The sequence below is a fragment of the Knoellia sp. 3-2P3 genome, assembly GCF_029223115.1.
Taxonomy (GTDB): Bacteria; Actinomycetota; Actinomycetes; order Actinomycetales; family Dermatophilaceae; genus Pedococcus_A.
Genome location: NZ_JARGZE010000002.1, coordinates 40,975 through 61,429 on the forward strand (window position 1 = coordinate 40,975; position 20,455 = coordinate 61,429).

At 73.4% G+C, this 20,455-nt stretch carries 19 protein-coding genes; all 19 read left to right on the forward strand.

All coding sequences use genetic code 11. The features are described 5' to 3' along the window. The first annotated feature begins 111 nt into the window (after positions 1-111). Positions 112-741 carry a bifunctional pyr operon transcriptional regulator/uracil phosphoribosyltransferase PyrR gene (pyrR, locus tag P0Y31_RS05575; RefSeq protein WP_275867217.1) on the forward strand — a complete coding sequence of 210 codons (630 nt, stop codon included), beginning with the start codon at positions 112-114 and terminating at the stop codon, positions 739-741. After that, the gene (locus tag P0Y31_RS05580) at positions 738-1,730 is read left to right on the forward strand and encodes an aspartate carbamoyltransferase catalytic subunit (RefSeq protein WP_275867219.1); all 993 of its coding nucleotides are present in this window, start codon (positions 738-740) and stop codon (positions 1,728-1,730) included. The genes pyrR and P0Y31_RS05580 overlap by 4 nt, the downstream gene beginning before the upstream one ends. Further along, positions 1,727-3,016, forward strand: a complete 1,290-nt coding sequence (locus P0Y31_RS05585) for a dihydroorotase (protein ID WP_275867221.1) — start codon at positions 1,727-1,729, stop codon at positions 3,014-3,016. The genes P0Y31_RS05580 and P0Y31_RS05585 overlap by 4 nt, the downstream gene beginning before the upstream one ends. Further along, positions 3,013-3,606 (forward strand): hypothetical protein, encoded by a 594-nt coding sequence (locus P0Y31_RS05590; RefSeq protein WP_275867223.1) that lies wholly within the window; start codon positions 3,013-3,015, stop codon positions 3,604-3,606. Before P0Y31_RS05585 ends, P0Y31_RS05590 begins: the two co-directional genes overlap by 4 nt. Continuing rightward, the gene (carA, locus tag P0Y31_RS05595; RefSeq protein ID WP_275867225.1) at positions 3,603-4,802 is read left to right on the forward strand and encodes a glutamine-hydrolyzing carbamoyl-phosphate synthase small subunit; all 1,200 of its coding nucleotides are present in this window, start codon (positions 3,603-3,605) and stop codon (positions 4,800-4,802) included. Before P0Y31_RS05590 ends, carA begins: the two co-directional genes overlap by 4 nt. Next, complete coding sequence (carB, locus tag P0Y31_RS05600) at positions 4,802-8,137, forward strand: carbamoyl-phosphate synthase large subunit (protein ID WP_275867227.1); 3,336 nt, start codon at positions 4,802-4,804, stop codon at positions 8,135-8,137. The genes carA and carB overlap by 1 nt, the downstream gene beginning before the upstream one ends. Next, the gene (locus P0Y31_RS05605; RefSeq protein ID WP_275867228.1) at positions 8,134-9,030 is read left to right on the forward strand and encodes a dihydroorotate dehydrogenase electron transfer subunit; all 897 of its coding nucleotides are present in this window, start codon (positions 8,134-8,136) and stop codon (positions 9,028-9,030) included. Before carB ends, P0Y31_RS05605 begins: the two co-directional genes overlap by 4 nt. Then, positions 9,030-10,115 (forward strand): dihydroorotate dehydrogenase, encoded by a 1,086-nt coding sequence (locus P0Y31_RS05610; protein WP_275867230.1) that lies wholly within the window; start codon positions 9,030-9,032, stop codon positions 10,113-10,115. Before P0Y31_RS05605 ends, P0Y31_RS05610 begins: the two co-directional genes overlap by 1 nt. After that, positions 10,116-11,000: an orotidine-5'-phosphate decarboxylase gene (pyrF, locus tag P0Y31_RS05615; RefSeq protein WP_275867233.1), complete on the forward strand. Its 885-nt coding sequence runs from the start codon at positions 10,116-10,118 to the stop codon at positions 10,998-11,000. After that, positions 11,001-11,402 (forward strand): hypothetical protein, encoded by a 402-nt coding sequence (locus tag P0Y31_RS05620; RefSeq protein ID WP_275867235.1) that lies wholly within the window; start codon positions 11,001-11,003, stop codon positions 11,400-11,402. A 110-nt stretch (positions 11,403-11,512) separates the two neighbouring features. Then, the gene (gene mihF, locus P0Y31_RS05625; RefSeq protein WP_275808132.1) at positions 11,513-11,830 is read left to right on the forward strand and encodes an integration host factor, actinobacterial type; all 318 of its coding nucleotides are present in this window, start codon (positions 11,513-11,515) and stop codon (positions 11,828-11,830) included. After that, complete coding sequence (gene gmk / locus P0Y31_RS05630; RefSeq protein WP_275867237.1) at positions 11,827-12,387, forward strand: guanylate kinase; 561 nt, start codon at positions 11,827-11,829, stop codon at positions 12,385-12,387. Before mihF ends, gmk begins: the two co-directional genes overlap by 4 nt. Before the next feature lie 35 nt (positions 12,388-12,422). Beyond that, positions 12,423-12,686: a DNA-directed RNA polymerase subunit omega gene (rpoZ, locus tag P0Y31_RS05635; protein WP_275808127.1), complete on the forward strand. Its 264-nt coding sequence runs from the start codon at positions 12,423-12,425 to the stop codon at positions 12,684-12,686. Positions 12,687-12,718: 32 nt separating this feature from the next. After that, positions 12,719-13,996: a bifunctional phosphopantothenoylcysteine decarboxylase/phosphopantothenate synthase gene (locus P0Y31_RS05640; RefSeq protein WP_275867239.1), complete on the forward strand. Its 1,278-nt coding sequence runs from the start codon at positions 12,719-12,721 to the stop codon at positions 13,994-13,996. Between the two features lie 83 nt (positions 13,997-14,079). Further along, complete coding sequence (gene metK, locus P0Y31_RS05645) at positions 14,080-15,300, forward strand: methionine adenosyltransferase (RefSeq protein ID WP_275867241.1); 1,221 nt, start codon at positions 14,080-14,082, stop codon at positions 15,298-15,300. 29 nt (positions 15,301-15,329) lie between these two features. Continuing rightward, the gene (locus P0Y31_RS05650) at positions 15,330-17,402 is read left to right on the forward strand and encodes a primosomal protein N' (protein ID WP_275867243.1); all 2,073 of its coding nucleotides are present in this window, start codon (positions 15,330-15,332) and stop codon (positions 17,400-17,402) included. 22 nt (positions 17,403-17,424) lie between these two features. Beyond that, entirely contained in the window at positions 17,425-17,970 is a 546-nt protein-coding gene (def, locus tag P0Y31_RS05655; protein WP_275867245.1) for a peptide deformylase, read from the forward strand. A gap of 2 nt (positions 17,971-17,972) precedes the next feature. After that, complete coding sequence (gene fmt / locus P0Y31_RS05660) at positions 17,973-18,923, forward strand: methionyl-tRNA formyltransferase (RefSeq protein WP_275867247.1); 951 nt, start codon at positions 17,973-17,975, stop codon at positions 18,921-18,923. Next, positions 18,916-20,427 carry a transcription antitermination factor NusB gene (locus P0Y31_RS05665; RefSeq protein ID WP_275867248.1) on the forward strand — a complete coding sequence of 504 codons (1,512 nt, stop codon included), beginning with the start codon at positions 18,916-18,918 and terminating at the stop codon, positions 20,425-20,427. The genes fmt and P0Y31_RS05665 overlap by 8 nt, the downstream gene beginning before the upstream one ends. Positions 20,428-20,455 lie beyond the last annotated feature (28 nt).

The following is a 20,455-nucleotide window of genomic DNA, read 5'->3' on the forward strand; positions in this document are numbered from 1 at the left end:
TCTCAGCGTCCGGGCCACGTCCCGAGCGGTCGGGCGACCGGCTAGAGTGTCCAGCGTTCGACATCCTTTAACGACCTGTCCCGTGAGGCAGGGAAGGAGGTCCTGACGCACATGCGTCCTGACTCTGGTGTACCCGACGGCGTCCCCACCGACAGTGGCTCCGCAGCCACCCACCCGGCGAGCAGCCCGGCCGACGCCCCCGCCCGCGCAGTGATGAGTCCCGGTGACGTCTCCCGGGCCCTGCGCCGCATCGCCCACGAGATCCTCGAGCGCAACAAGGGCGCCGACGACCTCGTCGTGCTCGGCATCCCGACCAGGGGAGTGGCCCTGGCCAAGCGGCTCGTCTCGGTGATGGAGGAGGTCGAGGGCCGGCCCGTCCCGGTCGGCGCGCTCGACGTGACCATGCACCGCGACGACCTGCGCCGGCAGCCGACCCGCTCGCCGATGCACACCGACATCCCGCCGAGCGGCATCGACGACAAGGTCGTCGTGCTCGTCGACGACGTGCTCTACTCCGGCCGCACCGTCCGCGCCGCGCTCGACGCGCTGTCGGACCTCGGCCGGCCGCGAGCGGTGCGTCTCGCGGTGCTGGTCGACCGCGGCCACCGTGACCTGCCGATCCGCGCCGACCACGTCGGCAAGAACCTGCCCACGTCCAGCTCGGAGCGCGTGCAGGTGCGCCTGAGCGAGCACGACGGCGTCGACGACGAGGTCCGCATCGCCGGAGGGGAGCCCCGATGACCACGACGCTCAGCACGCCGTCCGCGTCGGCCCCGAGGGGTGGTCGCCGCCACCTGCTCTCCATCGCCGACCTCGACGTCGCGCAGATCCGCACCATCCTCGACACCGCCGCCGAGATGCACGGCGTGCAGCAGCGCGAGGTCAAGAAGCTGCCGACCCTGCGCGGCCGCACGGTGGTCAACCTCTTCTTCGAGGACTCGACCCGCACCCGCAGCTCCTTCGAGCTCGCCGGCAAGTGGCTCTCGGCCGACGTCATCAACATCTCGGGCAAGGGCTCGTCGACCTCCAAGGGCGAGTCCCTGCGCGACACCGTGCTGACGGTGGCGGCGATGGGTGTCGACGCCCTCGTCATCCGGCACAGCGCCTCCGGGGCGGCGCAGCAGGTCAGCCAGTGGATCGACGCGCACGTCATCAACGCCGGCGACGGCACGCACGAGCACCCCACCCAGGCCCTGCTCGACGCCTACACGATGGAGCGGCGGCTCGGCAGCCTCGAGGGACGGCACGTCGCGATCGTCGGCGACCTGACCCACTCGCGGGTCGTCCGCTCGAACCTGCTCTGCCTGGCCAGGCTCGGCGCGCGGATCACCCTCGTGGCCCCGCCGACGCTGATGCCGGCCGGCATCGGCGCCTGGGCCGCCGCCGACGGCTTCGAGCTCTCGCACGACCTCGACGCGGTGCTGCCGACCGTCGACGCCGTGATGATGCTGCGCGTGCAGCGTGAGCGCATGAGCGGCGGCTTCTTCCCCACGCCGCGCGAGTACACCGTCGGCTACGGCCTGACCCGCGACCGGCTGAACGCCCTCGTGGCCGCCAACCCCGAGGCCGTCATCTGCCACCCCGGCCCGATGAACCGCGGCCTCGAGATCGCCGCCGACGCGGCCGACAACGCGCAGTCGCTCATCCTCGACCAGGTCTCGGCCGGCGTCGCCGTGCGGATGTCCGTCCTCTACCACCTGCTCGCAGGTGAGGAAGGGAGCGCCCAGTGAGCGCCCTGCTGATCACGGGAGCCGACCTCACCGGCTCCGGAGCCCAGGACCTACTCGTCGAGGACGGGGTCATCACCGAGGTGGGGACCATCCGCGCCGCGAAGGGCGCCGAGGTGCTCGACGCCGACGGCCTGGTCGCGCTGCCCGGGCTGGTCGACCTGCACACCCACCTGCGCGAGCCCGGGCGGGAGGACGCCGAGACGATCGCCTCCGGCTCGGCCTCCGCCGCGGTCGGCGGCTTCACCGCGGTGCTGGCGATGGCCAACACGAGCCCGGTGACCGACACGGCCGAGGCTGCCGAGCGCGTGTTCGACCTCGGACGGGCCGCCGGCCTGGTCGACGTGCAACCGGTCGGCGCGGTCACCAAGGGCCTCGCCGGCGAGGAGCTCGCCGAGCTCGGGCTGATGCACCGGAGCCGGGCGCGCGTCCGGGTGTTCTCCGACGACGGCAAGTGCGTCCACGACGCCAGGGTCATGCGCCGCGCGCTGGAGTACGTGCGCGCCTTCGGCGGCGTGGTCTCGCAGCACGCGCAGGACCCGCACCTGGCCGGCCCGAGCGCCTGCTGCCACGAGGGCGAGCTGTCCGGACGTCTGGGCCTGCCGGGCTGGCCGGGCATCGCGGAGGAGACCATCGTCGCCCGCGACGTCATGCTCGCCCGCCACACCGGCAGCCGCGTCCACATCGCGCACGTCTCGACTGCCGGCTCGGTCGAGGTGGTCCGCTGGGCCAAGGCGCAGGGCATCGACGTCACCGCCGAGGTCACGCCGCACCACCTCGTCCTCACCACCGACCTGCTCACCGGCTACGACCCGACGTTCAAGGTCAACCCGCCGCTGCGCCCGCAGGGGGACGTCGACGCGCTGCGTGCGGCCCTGGCCGACGGCACCATCGACGCCGTCGCCACCGACCACGCCCCGCACGCCCGCCACGACAAGGAGCACGCCTTCGTCGACGCCGCCTTCGGCATGCTCGGCCTCGAGACGGCCCTCTCGGTGGTGAGCGACACCATGGTGCGAACCGGCCTGCTCGACTGGGCCGGCGTGGCCAGGGTGATGTCGGCCAACCCGGCCCGTATCGCCGGCCTCGACGGTCACGGTCAGTCGCTGGCCGTCGGCTCGCCGGCCAACATCACCCTGGTCGACCCGGGCGCACGGGTGACCGTCGACCGGTCCGCCTCACTGTCGCTCTCGCGCAACAACCCCTGGCACGGCCGCACCCTCCAGGGTGCCGTGGAAGCGACGGTGCTCCGCGGTCGCGTGACCGCCCAGAAGGGGGCCGTGGCGTGAGCCGACCGCAGGCGGTGGGGGTCATGCTGATCGCCCTGGGCCTCACCTACGCCCTGCTGTATGCCGCGTGGCTGCGCAAGCGCCGCCGGCACACCTCGGCGTCGGTGGCCGTGGCCCCGGGCAGGGAGGGCTCTGACGCGACGCGTGACGAGCCCGCGGGCAGCGTCGTGCGTGCCGAGGGCACCTACGTCAGCACCACGACGGCCGCGTCGCGACACGAGCGCGTCGCCGTCGAGGGGCTGGGAAACCGCGCCAGGGCCACCATGACCGTCCGCCGCGGTGCGCCGGACGAGCTGGTCCGCTTCGAGCGGCAGGGGGAGTCCGACGTCGTGGTCCCCAGGGCGCGGCTGCTCGAGGTGCGCCGCGACCGGGGCATGGCCGGCAAGTTCGTCGGGGCCAACCGCCTGCTCGTCGTGCGCTGGACGGCCGACGACGGGGCCATCTACGAGACGGGCTTCCTGCCCCGCTACCGCGCCGACCTCGAGCGCCTCGAGTCGGCGCTCTGGTGGCACCAGGCGGGCAGCAGCATCACGGCCGACCAGCCCCGACCCACCGACATCGACAGCCCGGAAGGGGAACCCCGCACGTGACCACCACGGAAACCAGCACGAGCGTCACCAGCCGTTTCGACGTCGACCGCGAGCCGGCGGTGCTCGTCCTCGAGGACGGCCGGGTGTTCCGCGGCGAGTCCTACGGAGCACTCGGCGAGACGGTGGGCGAGGCTGTCTTCTCCACGGGGATGACCGGCTACCAGGAGACCCTCACCGACCCGAGCTACCACCGGCAGGTCGTCGTCATGACCGCGCCCCACGTGGGCAACACCGGCGTCAACGACGAGGACGACGAGTCGCGGCGCATCTGGGTCGCCGGCTACGTCGTGCGCGACCCCGCGCTGCGGCCGTCGAACTGGCGCTCGCGCCGCACCCTCGAGGACGAGCTGCGCGAGCAGGGCGTGGTCGGCGTCTGCGGCATCGACACCCGTGCCCTGACCCGCCACCTGCGTGAGCGCGGGGCCATGCGCGTCGGCATCTTCTCCGGCGAGCGTGCGGCCCAGCCCGACGCCGAGCTGCGCGCGACCGTGCAGGAGGCGCCGCAGATGAGCGGCGCGGCGCTGGCCGCCGAGGTGACGACGACCGAGCCGTACGTCGTGTCGGCGGTGGGGGAGAAGCGCTACACCGTCGCCGCCCTCGACCTCGGCATCAAGGCGATGACCCCGCAGCTGATGGCCCAGCGCGGCATCGAGGTCCACGTGCTGCCGTGCACCGCGACCTTCGCCGACATCCAGGCCGTGCGTCCCGACGGCGTCTTCTTCTCCAACGGCCCGGGCGACCCGGCCGCCACCGAGCACGAGATCGGGGTGCTCCGCGAGGTCCTCGCCGCCCGGATCCCGTTCTTCGGGATCTGCTTCGGCAACCAGCTGCTCGGGCGCGCCCTCGGGTTCGGCACCTACAAGCTGAAGTACGGCCACCGCGGCATCAACCAGCCGGTGCTTGACAAGGCGACCGGGAAGGTCGAGGTGACCGCGCACAACCACGGCTTCGCCGTGGACGCACCCCTCGACGGGCCGGTGCCGGCGCCGAGCGACGCCGCCAGCGGCACGGCATACGGGCGGGTGCGGGTCTCCCACGTGTGCCTCAACGACGACGTCGTCGAGGGGCTCGAATGCCTCGACATCCCTGCCTACTCGGTCCAGTACCACCCGGAGGCCGCGGCCGGTCCGCACGACGCGGCCTACCTCTTCGACCGCTTCACCACCCTCATGGACGACAAGGAAGGTCGCGCCTGATGCCCCGCCGCCCCGACATCGAGTCGGTCCTCGTCATCGGCTCCGGTCCCATCGTCATCGGCCAGGCCTGCGAGTTCGACTACTCCGGCACCCAGGCGTGCCGGGTGCTCAAGGAGGAGGGGATCCGGGTCGTGCTGGTGAACTCCAACCCGGCGACGATCATGACCGACCCCGAGTTCGCCGACGCCACCTACGTCGAGCCGATCACCCCCGACGTGGTGGAGGCGATCATCGCCCGCGAGCGCCCCGACGCGGTGCTCGCCACCCTCGGTGGCCAGACCGCGCTCAACACCGCGATCGCGTTGCACGAGAACGGAGTCCTCGAGAAGTACGGCTGCCACCTCATCGGCGCCAACGTCGAGGCGATCCAGCTCGGTGAGGACCGCCAGGCGTTCAAGGGCGTCGTGGAGCGCTGCGGCGCCGAGAGTGCACGCTCGGTCATCGCCCACAGCATGGACGAGTGCCTCGCCGCCGCCGAGGAGCTCGGCTACCCCATGGTCGTGCGCCCCTCGTTCACCATGGGCGGCCTGGGCTCCGGCTTCGCGCACGACGAGGGGGAGCTGCGCCGCATCGCCGGCGCCGGCCTGCAGGCGAGCCCCACCAGTGAGGTGCTCCTCGAGGAGTCGATCCTCGGCTGGAAGGAGTACGAGCTCGAGGTGATGCGCGACCACGCCGACAACGTCGTCGTCGTCTGCTCCATCGAGAACCTCGACCCGATGGGCGTCCACACCGGCGACTCGATCACGGTGGCGCCGGCGCTGACCCTGACCGACCGCGAGTACCAGCGGCTGCGCGACATCGGCATCGCCGTCATCCGCGAGGTCGGCGTCGACACCGGCGGCTGCAACATCCAGTTCGCGGTCAACCCGCAGGACGGCCGCATCATCGTCATCGAGATGAACCCCCGGGTGTCGCGGAGCTCGGCCCTGGCGTCGAAGGCCACGGGGTTCCCGATCGCCAAGATCGCCGCGAAGATGGCCATCGGCTACACGCTCGACGAGGTGCCCAACGACATCACCCGCGAGACGCCCGCCTCCTTCGAGCCGACCCTCGACTACGTCGTGGTGAAGGTGCCGCGCTTCGCGTTCGAGAAGTTCCCGGCGGCCGACCCGACGCTGACCACGACGATGAAGTCGGTCGGCGAGGCGATGGCGATCGGCCGCAACTTCACCGAGGCGCTGCAGAAGGCGCTGCGCTCCACCGAGCGCAAGGGCGCCACCTTCCACTGGGACGGCGAGACGCCCACCACGGAGGAGGCACGAGCGCTGCTCGACCAGGCCCGCACCCCGACCGACGGCCGGATCGTCACGGTGCAGCAGGCGCTGCGCGGCGGCCTGTCCGTCGAGGAGGTCCACGACGCCACCGGAATCGACCCGTGGTTCCTCGACCAGATGGCCCTCGTCAACGAGCTCGCCGAGCGGATCGCCGCGGCGCCGCAGCTGACACCGGTGCTGCTGCGGCTCGCGAAGCGGCACGGCTTCAGTGACGCGCAGATCGCCTCGCTGCGGCGTATGCCGGAGAGCGTGGTCCGGGGGGTGCGGCACGCCCTCGGCGTACGGCCGGTGTTCAAGACCGTCGACACCTGTGCCGCCGAGTTCGCCGCGCAGACGCCCTACCACTACTCGTCCTACGACGAGGAGACGGAGGTCGAGCCCCGGGAGAGGTCGGCCGTGCTCATCCTCGGCTCCGGCCCCAACCGCATCGGGCAGGGCGTGGAGTTCGACTACTCCTGCGTGCACGCGTCCTTCGCCCTGCGCGAGGCGGGCTACGACACGGTCATGGTCAACTGCAACCCCGAGACCGTCTCGACCGACTACGACACGAGCTCGCGCCTCTACTTCGAGCCGCTGACGCTCGAGGACGTGCTCGAGGTCTACCACGCCGAGGAGCAGGCCGGCCCGATCGCCGGCGTGGTGGTCCAGCTCGGCGGGCAGACGCCCCTCGGCCTCGCCCAGGCGCTGAAGGACGAGGGCGTGCCGATCGTCGGCACCTCGCCGGAGGCCATCGACCTCGCGGAGGACCGCGGCGCGTTCGGCCGCGTGCTCCATGAGGCGAAGCTGCCGGCCCCGAAGCACGGCACGGCCTACAGCGCGGACGAGGCCGTCGAGGTCGCGCGCGACATCGGCTACCCGGTGCTGGTGCGGCCCTCCTACGTGCTCGGCGGCCGCGGCATGGAGATCGTCTACGACGACGAGACCCTCGCCGCCTACGTCACCCGCGCCACCGTCGCCTCGCCCGAGCACCCGGTGCTGGTCGACCGCTTCCTCGACGACGCGATCGAGATCGACGTCGACGCGCTCTACGACGGCGAGGAGATGTACCTCGGCGGGATCATGGAGCACATCGAGGAGGCCGGCATCCACTCCGGCGACTCGGCCTGCACCCTGCCGCCGGTCACCCTCGGCGACGAGGAGCTCGAGCGGGTCCGTGTGGCGACCCTCGAGCTGGCCAAGGGCATCGGTGTGCGCGGCCTGATGAACGTGCAGTTCGCCCTCGCCCAGGACGTCCTCTACGTGCTCGAGGCCAACCCCCGCGCCTCCCGCACGGTCCCCTTCGTGGCCAAGGCGACCGGCGTGCCGATCGCCAAGGCCGCGGCCCGCGTCATGCTCGGCGCCACGGTCCGCGAGCTGCGCGAGGAGGGCCTCCTGCCGCCCCACGGCGACGGCGGCCACATGCCGAGCCACGCCCCGGTCGCGGTCAAGGAGGCGGTGCTGCCGTTCAAGCGGTTCCGCACCAAGGAGGGTCTCGTCGTCGACAGCCTGCTCGGGCCGGAGATGCGCTCCACCGGCGAGGTCATGGGCATCGACCAGGACTTCGGCTCCGCCTTCGCCAAGAGCCAGCTCGGCTCGTTCGGCGGGCTGCCCACGCGCGGGACGATCTTCGTGTCGGTGGCCAACCGCGACAAGCGGGCGATGATCTTCCCGGTGAAGCGGCTGGCCGACCTCGGCTTCACGCTCATCGCCACGGCCGGCACCGCGGAGGTGCTGCGCCGCAACGGCATCACGGCCCAGGTGGTGCGCAAGGTGAGCCAGCGCGGTGGGGTGGTGACCACACCCGCCGACGGCGCCGCCCACGAGCCCACGATCGTCGACCTCATCCTCAGCGGCGAGGTGGCGATGGTGGTCAACACGCCCTCGGGACCGAACGCACGGGCCGACGGCTACGCCATCCGGGCCGCGACGACCTCGATGGACAAGCCGATCATCACCACCGTGCAGGAGCTGGCCGCCGCAGTGCAGGGCATCGAGGCCCAGCTGCACGGCGAGCTGCGGGTCAAGCCGCTCCAGGAGCACGCCCGGGACCTCGACCTCTACGGGCAGGGGGTGCGCGCGTGAGCACCACCGCCGCACGCCCGGGTGCCGGCGTCGTGCAGGTGACGGCCGAGCTCATCGCCACCCGCCGCGCCGGGGCCTACCACCACCTGACCTTCGTGGCGCCCGGCCTGGCCGAGCACGCGCGGCCCGGCCAGTTCGTCGCGGTCGCCGTCGGCGGCCCGACCTCTGCCAACCTCCTCCGCCGCTGCTTCTCCATCCACCGGGTCAGCCCGTCGGGCACCTACGGCGGCACCGTCGACGTCGTCGTGGCGGCACACGGGCCGGGCACCGAGTGGCTCACCGGGCTGCGGGCCCACGACGAGGTCGACATCGTCGGCCCGCTCGGCCGTCCGTTCCCCCTCCCCAAGGAGCCGGTGGCGACGGTCCTGGTCGGTGGTGGCTACGGCAGCGCCCCGCTCTTCTGGCTCGCCGAGACCCTGCGCGAGCGCGGCTGCCGGGTGGAGATGGTGCTGGGCGCGGCCACCGAGTCACGCCTGTTCGGTGTCGTTGAGGCCCGCCGCTGCGCCGACGGCGTGACGATCACCACGGACGACGGCTCGCTCGGACATCGCGGGTGGGTCTCCGACGTCCTGCCCGAGCTGATCCGCAGCACCGGAGCCGCAGTCGTCTACGGCTGCGGGCCGATGGGGATGCTGCGCTCCGTCACGGAGGTGGCCACCGCCGAGGGGGCCGTCGCCCAGGTGGCGGTCGAGGAGTCGATGGCCTGCGGTGTCGGCGTGTGCATGACCTGCGTCATGCCGGTGCGCGGCAACGACGGCACGACCCGCATGGTGCGCTCGTGCGTCGAGGGTCCCGTCTTCCGGGGTGACCGCGTGCGGTGGGAGTCGTTCGAGAACGGGTACTGCAAGGTCCCGGGGGATGCGCTCGGCGCACCGAAGGAGGGTGGCCACTGATGGGGGTCTTCGGAAGCACCCGACTGCCCGGGCTCGTGACGCGAGCCACGGAGGAGACGAGGGCGCACCACGGCCACTCCACGTCGGATGCCGCCGACGACGCGGCAGCCCGGGGCGCGGAGCCGGTGCCCACTGTCGACATGTCCGTCGACCTCGCCGGAGCCGTGCTGCCCAGCCCGATGATGACCGCCTCCGGCTGCGCGGCGAACGGCAAGGAGCTGCACCGGTTCTTCGACGTCACCGAGCTCGGGGCTTTCGTCACCAAGTCGGTGATGGCCGAGCCTCGGTCGGGGCGGGGCACGCCCCGCATGGCCGAGACGCCCTCGGGGATGCTCAACTCGATCGGCCTGCAGGGGCCGGGCATCAAGGCCTTCGTCGAGCACGACCTGCCCTGGCTGAAGAAGGCAGGCGCCCGCGCGCTGGTGTCGATCGCCGGCTCCACGAGCGGCGAGTTCGCCGACGTGGCGGCGGCCCTGCGCGCCAGCGACGCCTTCGACGCGGTCGTGGGGGTCGAGGTCAACATCTCGTGCCCGAACGTGGCCAACCGCGGCCTCGTCTTCGCCTGCGACCCGCACGCCTCGGCGAAGGTCATCGCGCTGGTGCGCGAGCAGCTCCCGCGCGACACACCGATCTTCGCCAAGCTGACCCCGGACGTCACCGACATCGTGACCATCGCCCAGGCGGCGGTGAAGGCCGGCGCGAACGGGCTCACCATGATCAACACGCTGCTCGGCATGGTCATCGACACCGACCTGCTGCGGCCGCAGCTCGGCGGCGTCACCGGCGGGCTCTCCGGGCCCGCGGTGCGTCCCGTGGCCGTGCGGGCGGTGTGGCAGGTGCGCGCCGCCATGCTGCAGGGGCGGCTTCCCTCGGTGCCGATCATCGGCGTCGGGGGAGTGCGCACCGGGCGCGACGCGCTCGAGCTCGTGGCCGCCGGCGCCAGCGCCGTGCAGGTCGGCACGGCCACGTTCAACGACCCGACGGCGCCCGTGCGGGTGGGGCGCGAGCTGCGGGGGCTGTTGCAGGACAAGGGGTTCGCCCGCTTCACGGACGTGGTGGGCATCGCACACGAGAGGGTGGGGTAGATGGCGGACGACGAGACCACCGAGGTCACGACCGAGCGCGCGAGCTTCGGCGCGCGCCTGCGGGCGGCGATGGACGAGCACGGACCGCTGTGCGTGGGGATCGACCCGCACGCCGGCCTGTTCGACCACTGGGACCTGCCGCACACGCCGAAGGGCCTCGAGCGCTTCACCATGCAGTGCGTCGAGGCGTTCGCCGGCACGGTCGCGGCGGTCAAGCCGCAGTCGGCCTTCTACGAACAGTTCGGCGCCGCCGGCATCGCGGTGCTGGAGAAGGCGCTGGCAGCCCTGCGGGACGCCGGCACGCTGACCGTGCTGGACGCCAAGCGCGGTGACATCGGCTCCACCATGGCGGCCTACGCGCTGGCCTACCTCTCCGACCACGCCCCGCTGCGGGCGGACGCCGTGACCCTGAGCCCCTACCTGGGCTACGGGTCCCTGCGGCCCGCGATCGACACCGCACTGGGCACCGGGCGCGGCGTGTTCGTGCTCACCCTGACCTCGAACCCCGAGGGTGCCTCCGTGCAGCACGCGGGTGGACCGGGCGCCTCGGTGGCCGGCGGGATCGTGGCCGCGGCCCGCGAGGACAACCACCGGGCCGCCCGCACGGGACAGCTCGGCAGCGTCGGCATGGTCGTGGGGGCCACGACCGGGGGAGCGGTGGAGCACCTCGGGCTCGACCTCGCTTCCGCCAACGCACCCCTGCTGGCCCCGGGCATCGGCGCCCAGGGCGGCACCGCGGAGGACCTGCGCCGCGTCTTCGGCGCCGCCCTGCCGAACGTCCTGGCGACCTCGAGCCGGGAGGTCCTCGCCGCCGGCCCGGACGTCGCCGCGCTGCGGGATCGGGCGCGCACGACCGCCGAGGGCCTGCGGGAGCTGCTGGCGTAGATGGGTGCCAAGACCCGGCCTTGGCGGGTGGTGGCCCTGGCCGGTGCCCTCGGGGCCACCCTCGCGACGGCGGCGTGCGGCGGCTACGACCGGAACGCCTACTGTGCCGCGGTCAGGGAGGTCAACGCGCCGACGGACCTGACCGCGCCCGGGACGGGGGAGGACGCCGCGGTGCGTGCCTACCTCGAGCAGGTGCGGGCGCTGGAGGAGCTCGCGCCACGCGGGGACGAGGGCCGGTGGAAGACCCTGCGCGAGGGCCTGGAGTCGGTCATGACGGACGGTCGCGTCGACGTCGACAAGGTTGAGCAGGCCCAGCGCGAGCTGACCCTGATGGCCCGGGCGGCGGAGGAGCTCGACACCAGCCTGATCCCCGAGTGCGGGGTGGGGCTGAGCGGCGGCTGAGCCCGGAGGAAGGGGGCTCCCCGGGAGGCGCGAGGGCGTCCGGCATTGCTAGAGTCGCAAGGCAGTCCAAGCCCTGCGGCTGTCGCCGCCCTGACGGAGGAGATCTGACCGTGGCCCTTCCCCCGCTGACCCCCGAGCAAAGGGCAGCAGCCCTGGAAAAGGCAGCGGTCGCCCGCCGTGAGCGGGCCGCAGTGAAGAACCGGCTCAAGTACGCCCAGGGCTCGCTGAAGGACGTCATTGCCGACGGCAAGGACAACGACGTCGTGGGCAAGATGAAGGTCTCCGCGCTGCTCGAGTCGATGCCGGGCGTCGGCCGCGTGCGGGCGCGCCAGATCATGGAGGAGGTCGGCATCTCCGAGAGCCGGCGCGTGCGTGGCCTGGGTCAGAACCAGATCACCGCCCTCCTCTCGCGCTTCGACCAGGCGTGAGCCGCCCCCACCGTCTGGTCGTCCTCGCCGGGCCGACCGCAGTCGGCAAGGGCACGATCGCGGCCTACATCCGCGAGAACTTCCCCGAGGTGTGGCTCTCGGTCTCCGCGACCACCCGGCAGCCCCGGCCGGGCGAGCGCGACGGAGTCCACTACCACTTCGTCGACGAGGACGAGTTCGAGCGCATGCGTGAGGCGGGCGAGCTGCTCGAGTGGGCCGTCGTGCACGGCCGGGCGAGCTACGGCACGCCGCGCAGGCCCGTTGAGCAGGCGCTGGACGAGGGGCGCATGGCGCTGCTCGAGATCGACCTCCAGGGGGCGCGGCAGGTGCGTGAGGCGATGCCCGAGGCCTACTTCGTCTTCCTCGCCCCACCGAGCTGGGACGAGCTGGTGCGCCGCCTGGTCGGCAGGGGCACCGAGGACGAGGAGGAGCGCGAGGCCAGGCTGGCCACCGCGCGGCGCGAGCTGGAGGCCGCCGCGGAGTTCGACGTCACCATCGTCAACGACGAAGTTCGGCACGCGGCCGAACAGCTCGTATCATTGATGCGATCCCACTGAACGACCATCTGAATCCGACAGAACTGAGAGCCACCGTGTCTGGAACCGTCGCCAACCCCATCGGCATCACCAACCCGCCGATCGACGACCTCCTCGAGAAGGCGGACTCCAAGTACGCCCTGGTCATCTACTCGGCCAAGCGGGCCCGCCAGATCAACGCGTACTACTCCCAGCTGCAGGAGGGCCTGCTCGAGTACGTCGGCCCGCTCGTCGACGCCCAGGTCCACGAGAAGCCGATGTCGATCGCGCTGCGCGAGATCAACCAGGGCCTGCTCACCTCCGAGCCCACCGAGGGCTGACGCCCGGGCTGCGGGGGCGGGGACACACGGGCGTGCGCATCGTCCTGGGAGTCAGCGGGGGCATCGCGGCCTACAAGGCGTGCTCGCTGCTGCGTCTGTTCACCGAGGCGGGGCACGAGGTCACCGTCGTGCCCACCGCCTCCGCCCTGCAGTTCGTTGGCGCCCCCACCTGGGCGGCGCTGTCCGGCAGGCCGGTGCAGACCGACGTGTGGACGTCGGTCCACGAGGTGCCGCACGTCCGGCTCGGGCAGCAGGCCGACCTCGTCGTCGTGGCTCCCGCCACCGCCGACCTCCTCGCGAAGGCCGCTGCGGGCATGGCCGACGACCTGCTCACCACCACGCTGTTGACCGCCCGCTGCCCGGTGGTCATGGCGCCGGCGATGCACACCGAGATGTGGGAGCACGCCGCCACCCAGGCCAACGTGGCGACGCTCAGCGAGCGGGGCGTGCACGTGATCCCTCCCGCCTCCGGGCGCCTCACCGGGGCCGACACCGGTCCGGGCCGCCTGCCCGAGCCGGAGGAGCTGTATGCCGTGTGCGAGCGCATGCTCGCCCACCGCCACTTCCGGCCTGATGGGCCGGGAACCCAGCCCGGCGGCATACCCGAGGACGCCGCCGAGGCGGCGCTGCCCCTCGCCGGTCGCCACGTCGTCGTGTCGGCGGGCGGCACCCGGGAGCCGCTCGACCCGGTGCGCTTCCTGGGCAACCGCTCCTCGGGGAAGCAGGGCTACGCCCTCGCGACCGTGGCCGCCGCACGGGGCGCCGACGTGACCCTGGTGGCGGCCAACACCTCGCTGGCGCCGCCCGCGGGGGTGCGGGTCGTGCCCGTGCAGACCGCGTTGGAGCTGCAGCAGGCGGTGTCGGAGGCTGCCGACGAGGCGGACGTCGTCATCATGGCGGCGGCGGTGGCCGACTTCCGCCCGGCCGAGTACGCGGCGTCCAAGATCAAGAAGTCGCACGACCCCGCGGCGCCGGAGGCGGCCCCCACGATCGAGCTGGTGCGCAACCCCGACATCCTCGCCGGTCTCGTCGCCGCCAGGGGCGACCAGGCCTCGCCGGTCATCGTCGGGTTCGCGGCCGAGACCGGCGACGCCGACGGCTCCGTCCTCGACCACGGACGGGCGAAGCTGGCCCGCAAGGGCTGTGACCTGCTCGTGGTCAACGAGGTCGGGGAGGACAGGACCTTCGGCCAGGACCACAACACGGTGCACATCCTGCGCCAGGGGTCCTCGCACGTCGTCGACGCCGGGCCCGCGTCCAAGCAGGAGATCGCGGCCGCGGTGTGGGACGCCGTGCAGCAGATCCTGTAGGCGGGGCTAGACTCGCCGGTGCCTGCGCGGCCACTGCCCGCGCCCAGGAAGCCAGCAGCCGCTGCCACGAAGGAGATGCCCGGGTGTCCGCACGCCTGTTCACGTCCGAGTCCGTCACCGAGGGACACCCCGACAAGATCTGCGACCAGATCTCCGACGCGATCCTCGACGCCATGCTCGAGCAGGACCCCGGCAGCCGCGTGGCAGTCGAGACCATGGTGACCACCGGGCTCGTGCACGTCGCCGGCGAGGTCACGACCGAGGCCTACGTCGAGATCCCGCGGATCGTGCGCGACACGGTCCTGGCCATCGGCTACGACTCCTCCACGAAGGGCTTCGACGGCGAGTCCTGCGGGGTCGAGGTCTCCATCGGCCAGCAGAGCCCCGACATCGCCCAGGGCGTCGACACCGCCTACGAGAACCGCACCGGCGGCTACGACCCGCTCGACAAGCAGGGCGCCGGCGACCAGGGACTGATGTTCGGCTACGCCTGCGAGGACACCCCCGAGCTGATGCCGCTGCCGATCTTCCTCGCGCACCGGCTCTCCGAGCGCCTCACCGCGGTCCGCAAGGCCGGGGAGGTTCCCTACCTGCGGCCCGACGGCAAGACCCAGGTCACCATCGAGTACGACGGTGACCGCGCGGTGCGCCTCGACACGGTGGTCCTGTCGACCCAGCACGCCGCCGACGTCTCGCTCGACGACCTGCTCACGCCCGACATCGAGCACCACGTCATCCGCCCGGTGCTCGAGGAGCTCGCCGACCACGGCACCGACCTGGACGTCTCGAAGTACCGCACCCTGATCAACCCGACCGGTCGCTTCGAGATCGGTGGGCCGATGGGCGACGCCGGCCTCACCGGACGCAAGATCATCGTCGACACCTACGGCGGCATGGCTCGCCACGGTGGCGGCGCCTTCTCGGGCAAGGACCCCTCGAAGGTCGACCGCTCGGCCGCCTACGCCATGCGCTGGGTTGCCAAGAACGTCGTCGCCGCGGGCCTCGCTCGTCGCTGCGAGGTGCAGGTCGCCTACGCCATCGGCAAGGCCCAGCCGGTGGGGCTGTACGTCGAGACCTTCGGCACCGAGAGCGTGCCGGTCGACAAGATCCAGGGCGCCATCTCGTCGGTCTTCGACCTGCGCCCGCTCGCGATCGTCGAGGACCTCGACCTGCTGCGCCCGATCTACAAGCCGACCGCGGCCTACGGCCACTTCGGCCGCACCCACGCCGACGGCGTCACCAACGCCTTCACCTGGGAGCGGACCAACCGCGTCGACGCGCTCCAGAAGGCAGCCAAGGACTGAGCGTCGGCGCTCCCCGCTAGGTTCACGGCGTGGGTGACATCCGCGGGCAGGAGACGACGGGCCAGCTCGAGCTGATCCGCTCCGGCCTGCCCCGCAAGCCCCGTCGCACGACCGCGACCGAGGCGACCGCAGCACACCTGCCGGTCGCCTCGGTGCAGGTCGACACCGGGTTGGCGCACCTCGACCGCCCCTTCGAGTACTCCGTGCCGGAGTCGCTCGCCGAGACGGCCCAGCCGGGGGTGCGGGTCAAGGTGCGGTTCGCGGGCCAGGACCTCGACGGCTTCGTCCTCGAACGCAGGGCGGAGGCCGAGCACGGGGGCCGCCTCGCGCCGCTGCGCAGGGTGGTCTCGCCCGAGCCCGTCCTCGTCCCGCCCGTGCTGGCCGTCGCGCGCGCCACCGCGGAGCGGTATGCCGGGACGCTGGGTGACGTGCTGCGGCTCGCCATCCCACCGCGCCATGCCGCAGCAGAGAAGGCCCTGCCCGTCGAGCCGTCCGAGCAGGGCGGGCTGCCGGCCGCGCCCGAGCCGTCGGCGTGGGAGAGGTATCCCGCCGGACGGCACTTCCTCGCCCACCTCGAGGGCGGGGGAGACCCGGCGGCCTCGTGGCTGGCCCTGCCGTCGACCACTCCCTCAGCCGACTGGCCGGCCGCGCTGGCCGAGGCAGCCCGGGCCGCACTGGCCGGCGGTCGGGGGTCGGTCATCGTGGTCCCGGACCACCGCGACGTGTCCCGGGTCGACGCAGCCCTCACCGATGCCCTCGGACCCGGCCGGCATGTCCGGCTGACGGCCGACCAGGGGCCGCAGGCGCGGTACACCGCCTGGCTCAAGGTGCTCCGTGGCCACGTGCAGGTGGTGGTCGGCACCCGTTCGGCAGCCTTCGCGCCGGTTCGTGACCTCGGCCTGGCCGCCTGGTGGGACGACGGCGACGACCTGCACGAGGAGCCGCGGGCCCCCTACCCGCACGTGCGCGAGGTGCTGGCGACCCGCGCCAGGATCGAGCGGGCGGCCCTGCTGTCGGCGGGGTTCGCGCGCACCACGGCCGTGCAGTCCTGGGTGGAGAGCGGCGCGGTCAAGCCGCTCGAGGCCCCGGCGCCCGAGGTCCGCCGGGCCGCGCCGCACGTGCGCGTCGCCGGTGAGGGCGCCGAGCTCGAGCGGGACCCGGCGGCCGCCAGCGCGCACCTGCCCTCAGTGGCGTGGCGCACGGCGAAGGAGGCGCTGGCCCGCGGCCCCGTGCTGGTGCAGGTCCCGCGCCGGGGCTACCTGCCGTCGATGTCCTGCCAGACCTGTCGTGCCCCTGCCCGCTGCCCCCAGTGCCACGGGCCCATCGCGCTGCCCGCGCCCGGGGCCGCGCCGGCCTGCCGCTGGTGCGGCCGGGGGGCGGCCGGGTTGGCGTGCGCCCGGTGCGGAGGGCACGCACTGAGGTCCTCGGTGGTGGGAGCCCGGCGCACGGCCGAGGAGCTCGGCCGCGCCTTCCCGGGCGTGCCCGTGCACACCTCGGGCTCGGGGGAGGTGCTGCACCGGGTCGCGGCGACACCGAGCCTGGTGATCGCCACCCCGGGAGCGGAGCCGGTGGCCGAGGGCGGGTACGCCGCCGTCCTCCTGCTCGACGCCTGGGCCTCGCTCGACCGCCCGGTGCTCACGGCGGGAGAGGAGGCGGTCCGCCGCTGGCTGGGTGCCGCCGCGCTGGGGCACGGCTCCGGCGAGGGTGGTGTCGCCGTGCTGTGCGGCGCGCCCACCCACACGGCGCTGCCCGCGGTCGAGGCGCTGGTGCGCTGGGCCCCGGCGTGGTTCGCCGAGCGCGAGCTGGGCGAGCGGCGCGAGCTTCGGCTGCCGCCCACCGTGCGCATGGCCTCCCTCGTCGCCCCGCGTCGGGTGCTCGAGGAGGCGGTGGAGTCGCTGCGGGCGCTGGGGCTGCCGGCCGAGGCCGAGGTGCTCGGGCCGCTGCCGGCGGGGGACGAGGCACAGCGTGACCTGCTGCGCGTGCCGCTGGAGTCGGGAGTCGAGCTGACCGCTGCCCTGGCCGCGCTGCGCGGCATCCGCAGCGCCCACAAGGAGGCCGTCACCGTGGCCGTGCGGGTCGACCCGCCGGACATCGGCTCCTGACCGGCCCACCTAGACTGGCCGCGTGTCGATCCAGAACATCCGCCTCTTCGGCGACCCGGTGCTGCGCACCCCGGCTGAGCCCGTCGTCGACTTCGACAAGGAGCTGCGCCAGCTCGTCCGGGACCTGACCGACACCATGGTCGACGCCCCCGGCGCCGGCCTCGCGGCCCCGCAGATCGGCGTCGGCCTGCGGGTCTTCACCTACTGGGTCGACGGGGAGCTCGGCCACCTGGTCAACCCCGACCTCGACCTGTCCAGCGAGCTGCAGGAGGGTCCTGAGGGGTGCCTGTCCTTCCCCGGGCTCCAGTTCGACACCCCTCGCGCGCTGCGCGTGGTCGCCAAGGGCTTCAACCAGTTCGGGGAGCCCGTGCTCATCGAGGGGTCCGAGCTGCTCGCCCGCGCGATCCAGCACGAGACCGACCACCTCGACGGGGTCCTCTTCATCGACCGGCTCGACCGCGAGCAGCGCAAGCTCGCCATGAAGGCCGTGCGGGAGGCGGAGTGGGCCGGGCAGCCGCGACCCACCGTGAAGGTCAGCCCGCACAGCACCTTCGGCCGGGGCATGTGACGATGCGGCTGGTCTTCGCCGGCACCCCCGAGGTCGCCCTGCCGTCGCTCGACGCCCTGCTCGAGTCCCGCCACGAGGTGGTGGGCGTCGTCACCCGCGCGGACGCCCGCGCCGGACGCGGCCGGTCCCTGGTGCCGTCACCGGTGCGACAGCGCGCGGAGGAGGCCGGCCTCGAGGTGCTCACGCCCACGAAGCCGTCGGAGCCGGAGTTCCAGGAGCGGTTGCGGGAGCTGGCTCCGGACGCCTGCCCCGTCGTCGCCTACGGCGCCCTCGTGCCCCCGTCGGCGCTGGAGATCCCCCGCCACGGCTGGGTGAACCTGCACTTCTCGCTGCTGCCCGCCTGGCGCGGGGCGGCCCCGGTCCAGCACGCCATCATGGCCGGCGACGAGGTCACCGGCGCGTCCACCTTCCTGCTCGAGAAGGGTCTCGACACCGGTCCGGTCTTCGGCGTGATGACCGAGACCATCCGGCCGAGGGACACCGCCGGAGAGCTGCTGGGCCGCCTCGCCGAGGCCGGCGCGGGGCTGCTGGTGGCCACGCTCGACGGCATCGAGGACGGCACCCTGGTGCCTCGGCCCCAGCCCGGCGAGGGCGTCTCGCTGGCGCCGAAGATCGAGGTCGACGACGCGCGGGTCCGGTGGTCGAAGCCGGCGACCGCCGTCGACCGGCTGGTGCGCGGCTGCACCCCCGCACCCGGTGCGTGGACGCTCTTCCGGGGAGAGCGCCTGAAGCTCGGCCCCGTTGCCCCGGTGGGGGGCTCGCACGAGGCGGATGTCCCGGTCGGACTCGCGCCCGGCGAGCTCCACGTCACCAAGCGCGCCGTGGCGGTGGGCGCCGCCTCGGGGGCCGTCGTGCTGGGCGAGGTACGACCCCACGGCAAGAAGGCCATGCCCGCGGCGGACTGGGCCCGCGGCGTGCGCATCCAGACGGGCGAGAGGTTCGACGATGAGTGAGCAGTCCCGCCGCAGCGGCGGCCGGTCGGGCGGACGGCCCGGTGGTCGCGGGGGACCCCCACGGCGCTACTCGGCCCAGAAACCCAGCGAGCGGTCACGGACGACCGACCCGCAGCGGCTGGCCGCCTACACCGTCATGCGCGCCGTCGCCGAGGGCGCCTACGCCAACCTCGAGCTCCCGAGAGTGCTGCGGGAGAAGCGGATCACCGGCCGCGACGCAGCCTTCACCACGGAGCTGCTCTACGGGGCCATCCGCCTCCAGGGCCTCTACGACCCGATCATCGCCGCCGCAGCGGGGCGTCCCCTGGCGAAGGTCGACGCGAACGTGCTCGACACCCTTCGCCTCGGCGCCCACCAGCTGCTGGGCATGCGGGTGCCCGCCCACGCGGCGGTGGACGAGACCGTCGGCCTGGCCCGCAAGGTCAACGGCGCCGGCGCCGCCGGGTTCGTCAACGCCGTCATGCGACGGATCAGCGAGCGCAGCCTCGCCGAGTGGCTGGCCGCGGTCGTGCCGCCGGAGGCGACGCCGACCGCCCGGCTGGCCGTCGAGCAGTCGCACCCGGAGTGGGTCGTCAAGGCGATGCGCGCGGCGCTGCTCGGCCACCACACCTCGACGGCCGAGTCGGTGGATGCCGACCTGGCCGCCCTGCTCGCCAGCGACAACGCCGCCCCCCGGGTCTCGCTGGTGGCCCGCCCGGGCCTCGCCGACGTCGACGAGCTCGTCGAGGCCGGCGCGGAGCGCTCGCCCCTCTCACCGGTCGGTGCGGTGCTCGGCAGCGGCGACCCGGGCGGCATACCGGCGGTGCGCGAGGGGCGCGCCGCGGTGCAGGACGAAGGCTCACAGCTGCTCTCCCTCGCGCTGGCCGCGGTTCCGGTCGAGTCGGCCGGCACCGAGGAGTGGCTGGACCTGTGTGCCGGACCCGGCGGCAAGGCGGGGTTGCTGGCCGCCCTTGCCCTCGGGGCCGGCGCCGACCTCACCGCGAACGAGGTGAGCCCACACCGGGCCGACCTGGTGCGACAGACCCTGCGGGCGGCGGCGACGCGTGCCCGGGAGCAGGGCAGGCGGCTCGAGGTGCGCACCGGCGACGGGCGCGACGTGGGGGAGGCCGAGCCCGGCCGCTACCAGCGGGTGCTGGTCGACGCCCCCTGCACCGGTCTGGGGGCCCTGCGCCGGCGGCCCGAGGCTCGCTGGCGCCGCACCCCCGCCGACCTGCCTGAGCTCGGCCGGCTGCAGCGCGAGCTGCTGGCCTCGGCCATCGACGCCACCGCACCCGGCGGGGTGGTCGCCTACGCCACGTGCAGCCCGCACCTGGCCGAGACGCAGTTCGTCGTCTCCGACGTGCTCAAGCGCCGCGACGACGTGGAGCCGATCGACGCCCGACCCTTCCTCGTCGATGCGTCCGGCACGCCCCTGGACCACCTTGGAGACGGGCCCACCGCCCAGATATGGCCGCACCTGCACGGCACCGACGGGATGTTCCTCACCCTGCTGCGCAAGCGCTGACCCGAAGGGCGCTGGTGTCGGGGCGGTG